Origin of the sequence: Streptomyces sp. NPDC005820 (assembly GCF_040630255.1) — a bacterium.
GTDB lineage: Bacteria > Actinomycetota > Actinomycetes > Streptomycetales > Streptomycetaceae > Streptomyces.
This window is the reverse complement of record NZ_JBEXXE010000006.1, coordinates 284,003-297,433: the sequence shown is the minus strand read 5'-3', so window position 1 is coordinate 297,433 and position 13,431 is coordinate 284,003. Positions and strand designations below refer to the sequence as shown.

The following is a 13,431-nucleotide window of genomic DNA, read 5'->3' as shown; positions in this document are numbered from 1 at the left end:
CGCGTCAGACGCGTCGTCGCGGTCAACGCGTACGACTTCCAGGGTGGAATCGCCCGCTCCAGCCTCCTGGCCCGTGTGGTGGTCAGCGGTGTCCTTGCGCCCGGGGTGGGCCCGGTGATCGCCGGGGTGGAGCCCAAGCCCGCCCTCACCAAGATCCTGCAGGGCGGCCTGGGCGACAAGAGCGCACTGCGCGAGGACTACGTGGACGAGCTCCTCCAGGTGGGCCGCCGCGCCGGCTACTCGACCGTCGCCCGGGGCGTGTACCAGGCCCTGCCCAGCCTCATCGCGGCCCGCTCCCGCTACCCCGAGGTCAAGGCCCCTATCCACCTCGTCTACGGCGAGAAGGACTGGTCCCGGCCCTCGGACCGGGAAGCCAACAAGAAGCTGCTGCCTACCGCCGACTTCACGCAGGTGCCGAAGGCCGGCCACTTCATCGCCCTGGAACGGCCCGACCTACTGGCCGACCTGTTGAACGCGGTGGCCTGACGACCGGGACCACTGACCGCGCGGACGTCTACCGGCCCGACGCTCCGGGGCCGTTCCTGCTGAGCCGCCTACCGTACGGCAAGCAGACGCCCATGACGATCAGCATGCTCGACCGACGGTGGCCTGTGGAGGCGCGTAGCCTGGCGGACGGCGCTCAAGCACCGTCCGGCCGAGTCGATGGCGTAGCCCGTGAGCTGGCAGCCGATTCGACCGACGGCAACCGCTCCGTACATCGGGCTTCCCGCCGCCGGCCAGTCCATGACCACCGCGGCCCGCTGCCATGAGAGGCATGAACCAGGACGCCGCAAGCAGCACCGACACCGCCCGCAGACGTAACCCTCGCGGCCAGGGCGATCGGCTCCGCGTGGAAATCCTGGCCGCCGTCGCACGTCTTCTTTGCCCACACGGTTGCCGAGGACGGATACCAACGGGTGGTCGCAGCGATGCGCGAGGCCGACACCCGGGCGGCGGATCACGGAGCCGATGCCAGCGGACGCCTCCGTGCCCAGGCGAACGCTTTCTGTGCCTTTGCCTCGAGCTTCGGTGAGCCCGGTCAAAAGCACCCCGCTCGCGTTCTCTGGCAGCAACGGGTGGACGCCGTGCACGCCTGCGAGGGCGAGGGACTGCGCTGGCCCGACGGCGCGGAATCAGCCGCCTTGCTGCTCTGGTCCGCGCTCTTCGGCCGGTTCGCGCTATGGACTTCGACCTTCGAACGGCACGACCAGAACGAGCTCACCACCGGTGACTGGCCAACGGAGTCGAGCGCCGGACTTCAGCCTCCCGTTCCTTCCCTCAGGCACGGCTGAAGGCCTGGTCAGACCATGTCACCGCGTGCGCCCTGGCTCGTCTCCCGTGCGGTGAGGATCGTTCGGCAGAACGAGTTGACGGTGAGGTGATTGTCGAGTTCGATCGTTCGCCCGTCCGGGAGATCGACAGTGCCGGTCATCGTGGACAGCAGGTAGCAGTACATGCGAGTGCCGTTCGCGGTGGGCCAGTGGCTGTATGCGCGACCGTGGGCGGCGATCTCGACATCCACCTTGGCACCGTCGTTCGCCATCGCGAGCCGCCACTTGACCGGCAGGTTCATTCCGGTGCGGGGGTCCTCCCACTTCTCGGTGACTGCGAAGTCCATGTCACCGCGCCCGGTCGCGACGTTCACCTGCTGGTCGGCGAACTTGACGAAGCCGAGCTGAAGTCCGTCGCGGGGCTGGAAGAAGTTGACCTTGACGTCGTCCTTGATGGTGTAAAGCCACCACATCCAGTTCGGCGCGGGCAGGTTGGCGATCGGGTCGTTCGACTGCCCGGTGACGATGTGCTCGCGCACGCCATAGCCGTTGGTCAGCTCGAGGTCGTGCGCCGGGGTGCGGATCGTGCCGTCGACCCCGACGAACACGTCGTAACCGGCGCGGTCCTGCTTGTCCGCTTCGGAGAATGGACCCCAGTTCCACAGTGGGGTGCCCTTCGTGCGGTAGGTGAGGTCGAACTCCGCGTCGCCCGCGGCCCCTTCCAGACGCCACTGCGGCGGTTGGGCGACAAAACGCAGGCCGTCGAAGTCCCAGGTGACCTGGTCGCTTCCTTCCGTGATGACGAGCTGCTCGCCGCGGAGACGCTCGGTCGGCGTCCAGCCGGTTCGCACGAAGTCGTTGTCGGTCATCGTGCCCCGCTGGGACTTGGGTACGACGATGAGCTGCACCTCACGCTCGGCAGACGCTCCGGGGCCCCAGACGCCCTTGCCGTTGCCGAACAGTGCGTACCCGGCCGCCCACAACAGGACGTCGTGATCGCCCGACTCCGCGACCACTCCCAGAGCAGTCTCCTCCCAGATGTCGGTCTGCTTCGAGGGCAGGGCGAGTGCCTCGAAGTGACTCTTCTCGTCCTCCAGTGTCACCGGGGCGACCGAGTGGTCGATCTCCGTGTATTTGGCGCTGTAGTCGTCGGACAACGTCGTACCTCTTTATGTTCGCGAAGGCATGCCGACCGCATGTCTTGGGGCACAGGGGGGATCGAGGGAAGGAAGTGTCAGGCTTCGCGGGTGGTGCACAGCGGCACCAGGACCTGGTCCACGAAGGTGAGAATGCGTTCGCGACCTGGGGGTTCATCGCGGACGAGGAGCTCGTGCAGGAAGAACGAACGTGCGAGGTCGGCCACAAACTCGGGATCGACATCGGGACGTGCCTCACCGCGTCCGACGGCGTCCTGGAGCAGCACTCCGCAGTACGTGGTCTCGTGCTGCCTGATGACCTGGCGGGCCATGGCGCCGAGATCGCCGTCGACGCGCGAGGCCACCAGCAGTCCGATCACGAGGTTGGCGGAGGCGCGGTAGGAGTCCGCCTGCGCCTGCAGGTTCGCGATCAGTGCTTCCCGCAGATGGTCCTCGCGGATCAGAGCCGGTACGCCGTCGACCTCTCGCTCGACGGCGCGACGCAGTGCCGCGACGAGCAGCTCGTCCTTGTTCGCCCAGCGCCGGTAGGCGGTCTTGGTGCTGGCTCCCGCCAGCTCGCACACGGCCACCACGGTCAGTTTGTCGTAGCCGACGGAGCGGAGAACCTCGAGTGCGGCGTCCAGCAGCACCTGCTCCCGCTCTGTACTCATGGGCCGACCCGCAGGGCGGGTGTTGGTCGCACTCATCGGCTCTCCTCTCGGACGCTTAGGGAAACGACACTATATCGTTTCCCAACGTGCTTCAATTGAAGTGACGCTCCGCCGGGAGCAGTACCCGGCCTTCCGCGAGCCGCGTGGAAGCAGTGGCCGGCATCGCCCTGCTGGACCAGGCGGCCGGACGATGCGGGATGCGCCTGGCAAAGGTCCTGGTCGACCAGGGTTTCGCAGACGCCGTGATCATCCACGAGACGGTAAGGGGCATCACCGTCGAGGTGGTGCGACGCCCCCCGCCGACGAAGGCCTTCGTGCCGACACCGAAGCGGTGGGTGGTTGAGCAGGTCTACCGGGCCTCCACCGCCGGCATGCTCCGCCGCCTCACCGCCCCTGCCCCCCTGGCGCCATGAGGTGGGGCGACGTCATCCCCGGTACGACACTCCGTCGCGTTGGACGGTGCGCCCGCTTCCTTCCCGGACCGCCGGCCCGGGGGAGTGGCGGTGCGTAATCGCCTCGGGGCGCTGTGGGCGGCGGCACTGGCCGGAGGGGTCGAAGGCACGTACCGGCTGACCCGGCGATACGTGAACGAGCGCGAGCAGTTCGGGGCCCCACTGATCCGGATTCCCGGCGTCGCGAATCATCTGGCCACCATCAAGGCCGAGTTGATCCAGGTCGAGGCAGCCCTGCGGAGGGCCCAGCACGCCGTGCACCGGGAACTCGACACGGACCGGGCCACGGCTTCGGTCGCCACGGCACGCGTGGTGGCCGCTCGAGCCGCGACGATGAAAGCAAGGTTGGGCCACCAACTGCACGGCGCGATGGGAATGACGGCGGAGCATCCCCTGCACCGGCACACCACCAGGTTGTGGGCGTGGCGGGACGAGGAAACCTCGGAACACGAGTGGTCGGTGCGGCTCGGAGACCTCGCCTGCGCCCAGGGCGAAGAGGCGGTGTGGAATCTGCTGACCGCCTGATGTGGCGACCCCGACGAGTGGATCGTGCGGGCGAGGGGGACAGCGGAGCAGGCCGTTGTCCGGAAGCGAAGTGTGCGGGGGTATGCGGTTCCGACTTGTACTGGCCGTAGCGGAGCGCGGTCGGGTTGGCCACTCGTAGCGTTTCGCAGGACGTCTGACTCAACAGAGGCGTGTCCCGGCAGCGGTTCCGGAAGTCGCCGTGTCGTCCGGCTGCGAGGAACGAACTCCCTTCATATTGCTTGGTGTTGACCGCACAAATCCACTCACAACCGCTTCCGCCCTCGACCAGGTCGGCGCGCTGGTGTGGGCGGGTTGGGTGTCGAAGCGGACATGTATACGGTGGGTCCGCCGGCAGGTTCGGCGTGCATGGTGGTCGGTTCACGGCCGCCGGCCAGGTGGGCTCGCTGTGAGCGGATGCGGCGGAACTTGCGGTGAGATCGCAGAGTGGCGTGGGCGCGTGACGATCGACTGTCAGAGCCCGATGGGGTAGGCCACGTACGGCCCTGGGTGGTGTCTGATCCGTTGGACTCCCATCAGTCGACATCGAGGCTGATCAGCTGTGCCATTGGCACAGTCGATCGCATGACAGTTGAGCCAATAGGCCCAGGGGTGTTTATCTTTGTCCCATCCATGTACTTGCGGCGCCGCGTAGCGTCGGACGGCGACGAGGCCGGATCCGGACCGCGGTGCCTTCGTTGTGCTCGCTTGCTGTCCACCACCCCGGACTACCGCGGGTGCGGCGAGTTCCGATGCGAGGGGGCGGCCGACCGCAGTGAAGAGAATGTTCGTGGCTCCGGACCCGGGGCGCCTGCGACTGCGGAACTCGACCCGTGCCCTCAGCGGCGTCGTGCTGGCCGTCGCCGTATCCGAGCTGTGCGGGCTCTCGCTCACCGCGTCGATCACCGGGGGGCTCGCAGCACTGCTCGCCCTCTTCACTGTCACCGACGCGACCGTCCGTGACCAGCGGGTCACCACCGCCCTGCTGCCCACCGCCGGATTCCCGGTGCTGGCGCTCGCCACCGCCTTGCACGGCATAACCCCGGCCCGCGATGCCGCCTTCCTGGCCGTCGTCTTCTGCGGGGTCTACGTTCGCCGCTGGGGCCCGCGCGGCCACGCGCTCGGAATCTTCGCGTTCATGAACTTCTTCATCACGCAGTTCCTGCACGCCGTCCCCGCCCAGTTGCCCGAGCTGTACGCCGCCGTGGGCCTGGCCCTCCTCGCGGTCGGCGCCGTGCGCTTCGTGCTCTGGCCCATCGAGCGCCGTACCCCGCCCACCGCAGCCCCGTCGGCCCTGCCCGGCACCGGCCTGGCGCGGCCCACCACCCGGCAGGCCTTCCAGGCGACTGCTGCCTGCGCGCTCGCGTTGTTCGTCGGGCAGGTGCTCTCCGAAGACCGCTGGTACTGGGCCGTCGGCACCGCATGGTGGATCTTCGTCAATACGGCCTCGCGCGGCGAGACCCTCGTCCGCGGTTTCCGCCGTGTCCTCGGCACGTTGATCGGTATGGCCGTCGGTCTGCTGGTCGCCATCCCGCTGAACGGCGCGCCCGTGCCGACGGCCGGACTCGTTGCCATCTGCGTCTTCGGGATCTTCTACACCGCCGCCGTCTCATATTCCTGGATGATGCTGGCGGTGACGGTCATGGCCGGCCTGCTCTACGGTCTGCTGGGCGTGCTGGACCCCAGCCTGCTCGTGCTCCGGCTTGCAGAGACAGGTGTGGGCGCGGGGTGTGCCGCGCTGGCCGTGGTTCTCGTGCTGCCGGTCACCACGCACGCCACGAACGATGCCTGGATCCAGCGGGCACTGCACTGCGTGCATGCCGCCACGGCCGAGGCGGCGGCTCGCCTCGCGGGTGACGCCGGGGCCGACCCGGCCTCGCACATCGCCGAGTTGGAGCTGCTGCTCGGCCGGGTACGGATGTCAGTGGCCCCGCTTGTGCACCCGTTGAGCCCGTTCCGTGCGCGGAAGGCGCGCGCCCGTCATGTCATCCAGCTGCTCAACGACTGCGCCCGCGAGGTGCGGGGTCTGGCCTCCGTCGCCGCCGATCCGACCGCGTCGCACGACGCCCGTCTGGCCGCTGCCTGCTGGCGGGTGGAGGCCGCCGTGGAGGCTCTCACCGTCGGTGAGATGCGGAGCGGTCAGGCGACGACCGCCACCCGCGAGACGCCCCATCAGTCGGAAACCGAGGCGGCCCTCGTCCATCTGCGAGGCCTGGAGAAGGCCCTGTCAGAACTGGCGATGCCGCTTGGGACCGCTCCGCGCTCTCCATTGGTCGGTTCCTGAACCGCGGGGAAAGAGTCGTTCATTGAGGATCTTGGCTGCTCTCGTAATGGATGCGAAGTAGTGCGGAGGGAATGCATCGCGTACTCGGCACCGAAAGTGGCACTTCGCGGAATTCTCCGCGCTTGCGGTGCTTCAGTGGTGCGGGCTGGACCCTATTGCTCTGGATCTGCCCGTTGATCCGATAGGCATCGTCAGTCTTCGATCACTCGGGCGTGAATGTGCCGATGCGGCGGCTCCCGACGCGCGGGTTGATCCGGGTCTTGAGGCCACGCTCGTACTGTTCGATGGTGTTGTATTCCAGGCCGCGCTTCCGATTCAAGATGTACCGAGCCGTGAAGGCCTCGAACCGCATCTCGGAGCAGCTCCTCGGCCGGGTACGGCTCGCCGTCGCCCCGCTCGTGCACCCCCTGAACCCGATGCTCGGCCGCAAGCGGCGCGCCCGCCGGGTGCTGGCCCTGCTGGACGCCTGCGGCCGCGAGAGCCGCGGTCTGGCGGCCGTCGCCGCCGACCCCGAGGCCTCGCACGACGCCCGCCTGGCCGCGGCCTGCTGGCGGGTCCAGGCAGCCGTGGAGGCCCTCACGGACGGCGAGACCGCCGCCGCGGGCCCCGGGGAGCGGCCCCCGGCCACCGACCCCGCGCTCGCCCATCTCCATGACCTGGAACACGCGCTGGCAGAACTGGCCCGCCCGCTACGGACCCCGCCGGGCTCACCGCTGGTCGGAGCGTGACGCCTGCCGGGCAGCCCACCGGGACACCGGTCGAGCCGCCCGCCGCGACAGCCACCGGGACACCGGTCGTGACGGCTGCCGGGACGCCCGCCGGGATGGCCGCCGTGACGGCCGCCGAGGCACCGGTCGGGACGCCAACCGGGACACCGGCCGGGACGCCAACCGGGACACCGGCCGGGACGCCAACCGGGACACCGGTCGGGACGCCAACCGGGACACCGGCCGGGACGCCCGCCGTGCTACCGGCCGCAACACCCGCCGAGACACCCGCCGCGACACCAGCCGTGACATTTCGGCGCGGGTCTGGTCTAGACCTCCGCTGATCAACTGCTACCGTCACCCCGAACAGCAGCGACCGAGAGGGGACAGCGGTGGCAGACCTCGGCGGACGGACCCGGCGTGCGTTCATCGGCTCGTTCACGGCGGCCGGCGGGCCCGGCATCGTGACCGCCGCCGTGGACCCGGACAGCGGGGCGCTCACCGCCCTCAGCAGCCTCGACGGGCTGCCCGACCCCTCCTACCTGGCCCTGTCGGCCGACGGCGGCACGCTGTACGCGGTCAGCGAGACGACCGAGGGCGCGGTGGCCGCGTACCGCGTCACCGGCGACGTGCCGGAGCCGGCCGGGCCGCCCGTGCCCGTCGGCGGCAGCGGCCCCACCCACCTCGGCGTGTTCGATGGACACGTCCTGACCGCGAACTACGGCTCCGGCAGCGTCACCGCCGTCCCCGTCCGCGCGGACGGCGCCCTCGCCCGGACCGCCTCCGGCGTCCTGCACCACACCGGTTCCGGCCCGCACACCCGCCGCCAGCAGGGGCCGCACGCCCATCAGGTGCAGGCCGATCCCAGCGGGCGCTGGGCGGTCAGCGTGGACCTCGGGACGGACTCGGTGCGGGTGTGCGCCCTGCGCGACGGCACGCCGGTCCTGCACCGCGAGCACGCCCTGCGCCCCGGCTCCGGCCCGCGCCACCTCGCCTTCCACCCCGACGGCTCGTACGCCTACGTCGTCAACGAACTCACCCCGACCGTCACGGTGTGCCGCTGGGACGCCCTGGACGGCTCCCTGAAGCCCCTGGCGGAGGTGCCGGTGCTGCCCGGCGCCCCCGACGGGGACGCCTACCCCTCGGGCATCGCCGTCGCGCCGGACGGCCGGTTCGTGTGGACCGCCACGCGCGGCGAGGACGTGCTGTCCGTGTTCGCCGTCGAGGGGGAGGGCGACGCGCTCCGGTCGGCCGGCACGGTCCCCTGCGCGGGCCACTGGCCGAGGGACCTGGCCGTCTCCGCCTGCGGCAAGGTCCTCTACGTCGCCAACGAACGCTCCGGCGACGTCACCTGGTTCACCCTCGACCCCGCCACCGGCCTGCCCAGGCCCGCCGGCTCGCTGCCGCTGCCGGCTGCCTCCTGCGTCGTCCTGGACTGACCTGCGGCCACCGTCGGCGCCCGGTGCTCCCGGCATGGCGAAGGGCCCGCTCCTCTGCCGGAGCGGGCCCTTTCGCGGTGTGCGGCGTCCTCGACGGTCGTCCGGTCAGCGGACCGGCGCGCCCTGGGGCTGCGGTGGGGCGATACCCAGGGCGGTCGTGTACTTGGCCAGCGCGAGCTTGCCGATCGCCGGGTAGGCGCCGAGCGCCTCGGCGGCGGCGCAGCCCGCTTCCTTCGCGGCCTCCTCGATCAGCGCGGCGTCGATCTCCGGGCCGACCAGGTACGGCGCGAGCGCCAGCTGCTGGGAGCCGGAGGAACGCAGCTGCTCGGCCACGGAGGCGATGGAGCCCTCCTGGTCGAGCGCGGCGGCCATCACCGGCACGGCGAGACGCGCGGCGAGCAGCATGCCGGTGATCCCGGCGGCCTGCACGGCCTCGTCACCGCCGACGGAGGCCAGGATGATGCCGTCCGCGGCGGTCGCCACGGTGAACAGGCGGGCGCGGTCCGCGCGGGCCAGACCGGCCTCGGACAGTCGCACGTGCAGCGCCTCGGCGAGCAGCGGGTGCGGGCCGAGCACATCGGTCAGATCGGCGGCGACCCGGCTCTCCATCACGGCCTGGCGGACCTGGCGCAGCAGCGCGCTGTCGGGGCCGGCCAGCAGCGGCACGACGACGCCCACGGGGCCGTCCGGCTCCTTGACGTCGAGACCGGCGGCGCGGGCCTGCTCGTAGCGCGCGGTGCGCTCCTCGGCGGCGTGCGCGAGGACGGACTGCAGGGCGGGGAACTCGGCGTCGTCCCCGTCCAGGTAACCGATGCGCGCGTCGAGGCCGGGGAGCTCGGAGCGGGCGATGCTCACGATCTCCTCGGCGATGCCGCGGGTGGCCGCGCTCGGCGTGCCGGGCACCGCGAGGACGAACGCGGGCGCGCCCTCGGGAGCCGCCAACGGCTCGGGTCGGCGGTGCCGCCCGGGCTGGCGGGGTCGCGGCATTCGTACGGGCAGGCCGGACGCGGGCCCAGTGGGGGAGCTCATGGCGCCGCATGTTACTTGTTTCCTGGGCTCCCCTGTTCGGGGAGGGTGCAGGTGAGCGGTATCCGTCCGGTTTTGTCTGATGAGTTACGTACGGATCAGAAGTGATCAGCGTGTTTTCCGGGCGACTTGCCCTCGAAGAGAGCAATCCCTCTTTTGGGTAACGCTGTACGACTCGTTCCGTACGTTTCACTCCGTACGTCCCCTACGCACACCCCCCGGCATGCGCCTACGTGCGACGCGTCACCGACAGGAGCATCCCGTCGACCGGCAGCGCGAGTCCGCCGTCGGCCAGATCGGCGGCGATCCGCACCGCGCCGCGCAGCGGATCCCCTTCGGCCTCCACCCGCCGCGCATGCGGCAGCCGCTCGGCCACTTCCTCCGCCAGGGGTACGAGGAGAGGGGCACCCAGTCTCAGCAGGCCCCCGGTGACGGCGAACGGGGGCTCCCCGTCCGTCGGGCAGACGGCGGCGGCCGACTCGGCCAGGTGCCGGGCCGCCGCCCGCAGGATGCCCGAGGCCACCGGGTCGTGCTCCGCGCACCCGGCCACTTCGGGCGCGAAGGAGGCGAGGACGGCCGCCCGGTCCGGCCGTGGGTAGAGCAGGCCCGGCAGCCCGGGCATCGGCCCGAACCGCTCCTCTGCGCGCGCCAGCAGCCGGGCCGAGCCGCCCGGCCGCCCGTCATGGGCGCGCAGCGCGGCCTCCAGTCCGGCCCGCCCGATCCAGGCGCCGCCGCCGCAGTCCCCCAGCAGATGGCCCCAGCCGTCCGCCCGCCGCCAGCCCGTCAGATCCGTGCCGACCGCGATCAGACCGGTGCCGGCGGCCACCACGGCACCCGCCCGCGCACCGAGCGCGCCGGTGTACGCGGTCACGGCGTCGGCGGCCAGCGCGGTCGTCCGCACACCGAACGCACGCGTCAGCGCCGCCGGCAGCTCGGCCCGCAGCCCGTCGCCCAGGGAGGCGAGGCCGGCCGCCCCCACCACGGCCGTGGTCGGTCGCGCGATCCCGGTCTCCGCGCGCAACGCCCGCACCATGGGCACCAGTTGGTCCATCAGGTGCGCGGGATCGATGCCCCGCTCCCCGGTGCGCACCGGTATCGAGGAGGAACGCTCGGCCAGGGTGTCCGCCCCGACGATGCCCACGGCCACCCGCAGACCCGAACCGCCCGAGTCCACGGCGAGAAAGCCGTGGCCGCGCTCCGGATCCGCGGGGACGGTCACGGCAGTTGCCAGTCCACCGGCTGACCCCCCTGCCGGACCAGCAGGTCGTTGGCCCGGCTGAACGGCCGCGAGCCGAAGAAGCCGCGGTCCGCCGACATGGGGGAGGGGTGCGCGGACTCCACCGACGGCAGATCGCCCAGCAGCGGACGCAGATTGCGGGCGTCCCGGCCCCACAGGATGGACACCAGCGGCTTGCCGCGCGCGGCCAGCGCCCGTATCGCCTGCTCGGTGACCGCCTCCCAGCCCTTGTCGCGGTGTGCGCCGGGCTTGCGCGGGGCCGTGGTGAGGGCCCGGTTGAGCAGGAGGACGCCCTGCCGCGTCCAAGGCGTCAGATCGCCGTTGGAAGGCTGGGGCAGGCCGAGGTCGGTGTTCAGCTCGCGGTAGATGTTGATCAAGCTTCCCGGCAGCGGGCGGACGTCCGCCGCGACCGAGAAGGACAGCCCCACCGCGTGTCCCGGCGTGGGGTAGGGATCCTGTCCGACGATCAGGACGCGGACGTCGTCGAAGGGCTGCTGGAAGGCCCGGAGAACGTTCTGTCCGGCCGGGAGATACGTGCGTCCCGCGGCGATCTCCGCGCGCAGGAAGTCGCCCATCTCGGCGATCCGTCCGGCGACCGGTTCCAGGGCCTTCGCCCAGCCGGCTTCAACGATTTCATGCAAGGGTCGTGGTGCCACGGGCGTCACCCTACTGCCGTACACACGGCGATGATCAACCGGTGGCCAACGCCCTCCGATCCCCCCACCCGGCTCATCCGATCACCGCGGCCCGCACACAGAGCACATCCGGCAGATGGGACGCCAATTGCCGCCAGCTGTCGCCGTCGTCGGCCGAGGCGAACACCTCGCCGTTGCGGTTGCCGAAGTACACGCCCGCGGGATCCGCGTCGTCCGTGCGCAGCGCGTCGCGGAGCACCGTGCCGTAGTGGTCCTCCTGCGGCAGGCCCGCCGCGAGCGGCTCCCAGCTCCCGCCCGCGTCCGCCGTACGGAACACCCGGCACCGGCGGTCGGCGGGCACCCGGTCCGCGTCGGCGTTGATCGGGAAGACGTACGCCGTGTCCCCGCGCGTGGGATGGGCGGCGGCCGCGAAACCGAACGTGGAGGGCAGGCCCGCGCCGATGTCCGTCCAGTTCCGGCCGGAGTCGTCGCTGCGGTACACCCCCCAGTGGTTCTGCAGATAGAGCCGGTCCGGGGTCGCCGCGTCCTGGGCGATCTTGTGCACGCACTGCCCGAACTCCGGGTGCGGATCCGGCAGGAACACCGCGGAGACACCGGAGTTCGAGGGCTCCCAGCTCGCCCCGCCGTCGGTGCTGCGGAAGACCCCGGCCGTGGACACCGCCACCGTCACCGCTCTCGGGTCGCGCTGGTCGGTCAGGACGGTGTGCAGGCCCTCCCCGCCGCCGCCCGGCACCCACTTCGAGCGCGTCGGGTGCTCCCACAGCGGACGGACCAGCTCGAACGACTCCCCGCGGTCCTCCGAGCGGTACAGCGCCGCCGGTTCCGTCCCCGCGTAGACCACGTCGGGCTCGGCCGCCGCCGGGTGCAGCTGCCACACCCGCTCCAGCGAAGCCCCGGTGTCCTGCGGGAACTTGACGGCGGGCGCGGCCGGTTCGGTCCAGGTGCGGCCGAGGTCGTCGGAGTGGAACACCGACGGGCCCCAGTGCGCGCTGTCACCGCCGACCAGCAGCCTCGGCCGCTCGCCCCGCGTGTCGACGGCTACCGAATAGATCGCCTGTGCGTTGAAGTACGGCGATTCGTCGAACTCCCATGTGCTGCCGCGTCGGCGCCCGATGAACAGGCCTTTGCGTGTGCCCACGGCGAGCAGTACCTCGGTCATGCCGATCTCCTCCGCTGTGTCTTCGACCTCGTTGTCCCAGACACCGGCCAGTCTGCACCCCGCCACTGACAGTCACCTCCGGACAACCCGTCACCGCAGGTCACAGTGGTCGCGCCGGTCCCGGACCGCATGTCCTCGGCCACGTTCGGACGGACGCCTGCGCGGGCGGTGTGACGCGTGCGACCGTCGGGACCGGGGACTCGCCCTGAGCATCCGGACCGCCCGCCCCGTATGGGAGGGCGGTCCAAGGATGTTCGTGCGCTCATGAGGAGGAAGCCTTCGATGGCGTTCCGTGGTCCGAAGGTGTGGCTGTGGCGCTGGCGGCGCAACCCGCTGAGGCGTCGCGCCGACGCGGTGGAGGCCTGGGTCGTGCTCGGTGCCTGGGTACTGACCGTCCTCGTCGGGGTTCTGGCGGGCTGGGGGGCCGCCGTGTCCGTCGAGCACGGGCTGGCCAGAGAGCGCGTCGAGTGGCGCCCCCTGGAGGCCCGGCTGACCGAACCGGCCCCCGGCAAGGCCGGCGGGCAGTCCGGCTCCGCCGGTGCCGACCAGGTCTGGGCGAAGGTCGGCTGGACCGGCCCGGACGGCTCCGCGCACACCGGTCAGGTCCGGGTCGCGACCGGCAGCCCCACCGGCACCCCGGTCACCGTCTGGACGGACCGCCAGGGCCGCCTGGTCACCCAGCCCGCCACCCCCGCCCAGGCCCGGCTGCGCTCCACCCTGGTCGGCGGCCTGGCCGGGGTGGCCGCGGCGGCGCTGCCCTTCGCGGGCGGCCGTCTTCTGCGCGGCCGACTGGAACTGCGCCGCATCGCCCAGTGGGACACCGACTGGGCCCGCTTCGACGCCCTGCGGGGTCGCCCGATGAGCTGACCCC

General features: G+C 71.4%; 14 protein-coding genes and 1 pseudogene. 8 read left to right on the top strand and 7 right to left on the bottom strand.

Translation table 11 applies throughout. The annotated features are described in order from the left end of the window. A partial coding sequence (locus ABZ464_RS10165) for an alpha/beta hydrolase (RefSeq protein WP_359273644.1) occupies nucleotides 1–486 on the top strand: 486 nt, incomplete at its 5' end. Nucleotides 487–929: 443 nt separating this feature from the next. Then, complete coding sequence (locus tag ABZ464_RS10160) at nucleotides 930–1,292, top strand: hypothetical protein (RefSeq protein ID WP_359273642.1); 363 nt, start codon at nucleotides 930–932, stop codon at nucleotides 1,290–1,292. 8 nt (nucleotides 1,293–1,300) lie between these two features. Here ABZ464_RS10160 and ABZ464_RS10155 read toward each other — a convergent pair whose 3' ends face one another. Next, nucleotides 1,301–2,428 (bottom strand): lipocalin family protein, encoded by a 1,128-nt coding sequence (locus tag ABZ464_RS10155; RefSeq protein ID WP_359273639.1) that lies wholly within the window; start codon nucleotides 2,426–2,428, stop codon nucleotides 1,301–1,303. A 77-nt stretch (nucleotides 2,429–2,505) separates the two neighbouring features. After that, complete coding sequence (locus ABZ464_RS10150; RefSeq protein WP_359273636.1) at nucleotides 2,506–3,114, bottom strand: TetR/AcrR family transcriptional regulator; 609 nt, start codon at nucleotides 3,112–3,114, stop codon at nucleotides 2,506–2,508. A gap of 107 nt (nucleotides 3,115–3,221) precedes the next feature. On the opposite strand from ABZ464_RS10150, the gene ABZ464_RS10145 reads away from it, so the two are divergent. The 3 genes from ABZ464_RS10145 (at nucleotide 3,222) to ABZ464_RS10135 (ending at nucleotide 6,336) form a co-directional block, all read left to right on the top strand. Further along, nucleotides 3,222–3,491, top strand: coding sequence for a hypothetical protein (locus ABZ464_RS10145; protein ID WP_359273634.1), 270 nt, complete (start codon nucleotides 3,222–3,224; stop codon nucleotides 3,489–3,491). Nucleotides 3,492–3,581: 90 nt separating this feature from the next. After that, the gene (locus ABZ464_RS10140) at nucleotides 3,582–4,055 is read left to right on the top strand and encodes an acyl-CoA dehydrogenase family protein (RefSeq protein ID WP_359273631.1); all 474 of its coding nucleotides are present in this window, start codon (nucleotides 3,582–3,584) and stop codon (nucleotides 4,053–4,055) included. A 781-nt stretch (nucleotides 4,056–4,836) separates the two neighbouring features. Beyond that, entirely contained in the window at nucleotides 4,837–6,336 is a 1,500-nt protein-coding gene (locus ABZ464_RS10135; RefSeq protein ID WP_359273628.1) for an FUSC family protein, read from the top strand. Nucleotides 6,337–6,538: 202 nt separating this feature from the next. Here ABZ464_RS10135 and ABZ464_RS10130 read toward each other — a convergent pair whose 3' ends face one another. After that, on the bottom strand, nucleotides 6,539–6,688 hold the full coding sequence (locus ABZ464_RS10130) for a hypothetical protein (RefSeq protein WP_359273625.1): 150 nt from the start codon (nucleotides 6,686–6,688) through the stop codon (nucleotides 6,539–6,541). On the opposite strand from ABZ464_RS10130, the pseudogene ABZ464_RS10125 reads away from it, so the two are divergent. Both ABZ464_RS10125 and ABZ464_RS10120 read left to right on the top strand, forming a co-directional pair. Further along, nucleotides 6,678–7,064: pseudogene (locus tag ABZ464_RS10125) on the top strand (hypothetical protein); the annotation flags it as partial. The gene ABZ464_RS10130 and the pseudogene ABZ464_RS10125 sit on opposite strands and share 11 nt — an antisense overlap. Before the next feature lie 371 nt (nucleotides 7,065–7,435). Then, complete coding sequence (locus ABZ464_RS10120; RefSeq protein WP_359273622.1) at nucleotides 7,436–8,482, top strand: lactonase family protein; 1,047 nt, start codon at nucleotides 7,436–7,438, stop codon at nucleotides 8,480–8,482. A 105-nt stretch (nucleotides 8,483–8,587) separates the two neighbouring features. Here the strand turns inward: ABZ464_RS10120 and ABZ464_RS10115 are convergent, their stop codons facing one another. The 4 genes from ABZ464_RS10115 to ABZ464_RS10100 all read right to left on the bottom strand — a co-directional run bounded on the left by ABZ464_RS10115 (nucleotide 8,588) and on the right by ABZ464_RS10100 (nucleotide 12,626). Beyond that, on the bottom strand, nucleotides 8,588–9,511 hold the full coding sequence (locus tag ABZ464_RS10115; protein ID WP_359273619.1) for a hypothetical protein: 924 nt from the start codon (nucleotides 9,509–9,511) through the stop codon (nucleotides 8,588–8,590). Nucleotides 9,512–9,737: 226 nt separating this feature from the next. Further along, nucleotides 9,738–10,727 (bottom strand): BadF/BadG/BcrA/BcrD ATPase family protein, encoded by a 990-nt coding sequence (locus ABZ464_RS10110; protein ID WP_359273616.1) that lies wholly within the window; start codon nucleotides 10,725–10,727, stop codon nucleotides 9,738–9,740. Then, a complete protein-coding gene (locus ABZ464_RS10105) occupies nucleotides 10,724–11,401 on the bottom strand; it encodes a uracil-DNA glycosylase (RefSeq protein ID WP_359273614.1) in 678 nt (225 codons plus the stop codon). The genes ABZ464_RS10110 and ABZ464_RS10105 overlap by 4 nt, the downstream gene beginning before the upstream one ends. Nucleotides 11,402–11,474: 73 nt before the next feature. After that, nucleotides 11,475–12,626 carry a sialidase family protein gene (locus ABZ464_RS10100; RefSeq protein ID WP_359273611.1) on the bottom strand — a complete coding sequence of 384 codons (1,152 nt, stop codon included), beginning with the start codon at nucleotides 12,624–12,626 and terminating at the stop codon, nucleotides 11,475–11,477. A gap of 216 nt (nucleotides 12,627–12,842) precedes the next feature. Here ABZ464_RS10100 and ABZ464_RS10095 point away from each other — a divergent pair, with 216 nt between their 5' ends. Then, on the top strand, nucleotides 12,843–13,427 hold the full coding sequence (locus tag ABZ464_RS10095) for a hypothetical protein (protein ID WP_359273608.1): 585 nt from the start codon (nucleotides 12,843–12,845) through the stop codon (nucleotides 13,425–13,427). Nucleotides 13,428–13,431 lie beyond the last annotated feature (4 nt).

Bases quoted from the DNA above. Each gene is read 5' to 3' on its own strand.
- ABZ464_RS10160 (WP_359273642.1), top strand. From the start codon at position 930: ATGCGCGAGGCCGACACCCGGGCGGCGGATCACGGAGCCGATGCCAGC.
- ABZ464_RS10115 (WP_359273619.1), bottom strand. From the start codon at position 9,511: ATGAGCTCCCCCACTGGGCCCGCGTCCGGCCTGCCCGTACGAATGCCG.
- ABZ464_RS10095 (WP_359273608.1), top strand. From the start codon at position 12,843: ATGGCGTTCCGTGGTCCGAAGGTGTGGCTGTGGCGCTGGCGGCGCAAC.
- ABZ464_RS10130 (WP_359273625.1), bottom strand. From the start codon at position 6,688: ATGCGGTTCGAGGCCTTCACGGCTCGGTACATCTTGAATCGGAAGCGC.
- ABZ464_RS10135 (WP_359273628.1), top strand. From the start codon at position 4,837: ATGTTCGTGGCTCCGGACCCGGGGCGCCTGCGACTGCGGAACTCGACC.
- ABZ464_RS10150 (WP_359273636.1), bottom strand. From the start codon at position 3,114: ATGAGTGCGACCAACACCCGCCCTGCGGGTCGGCCCATGAGTACAGAG.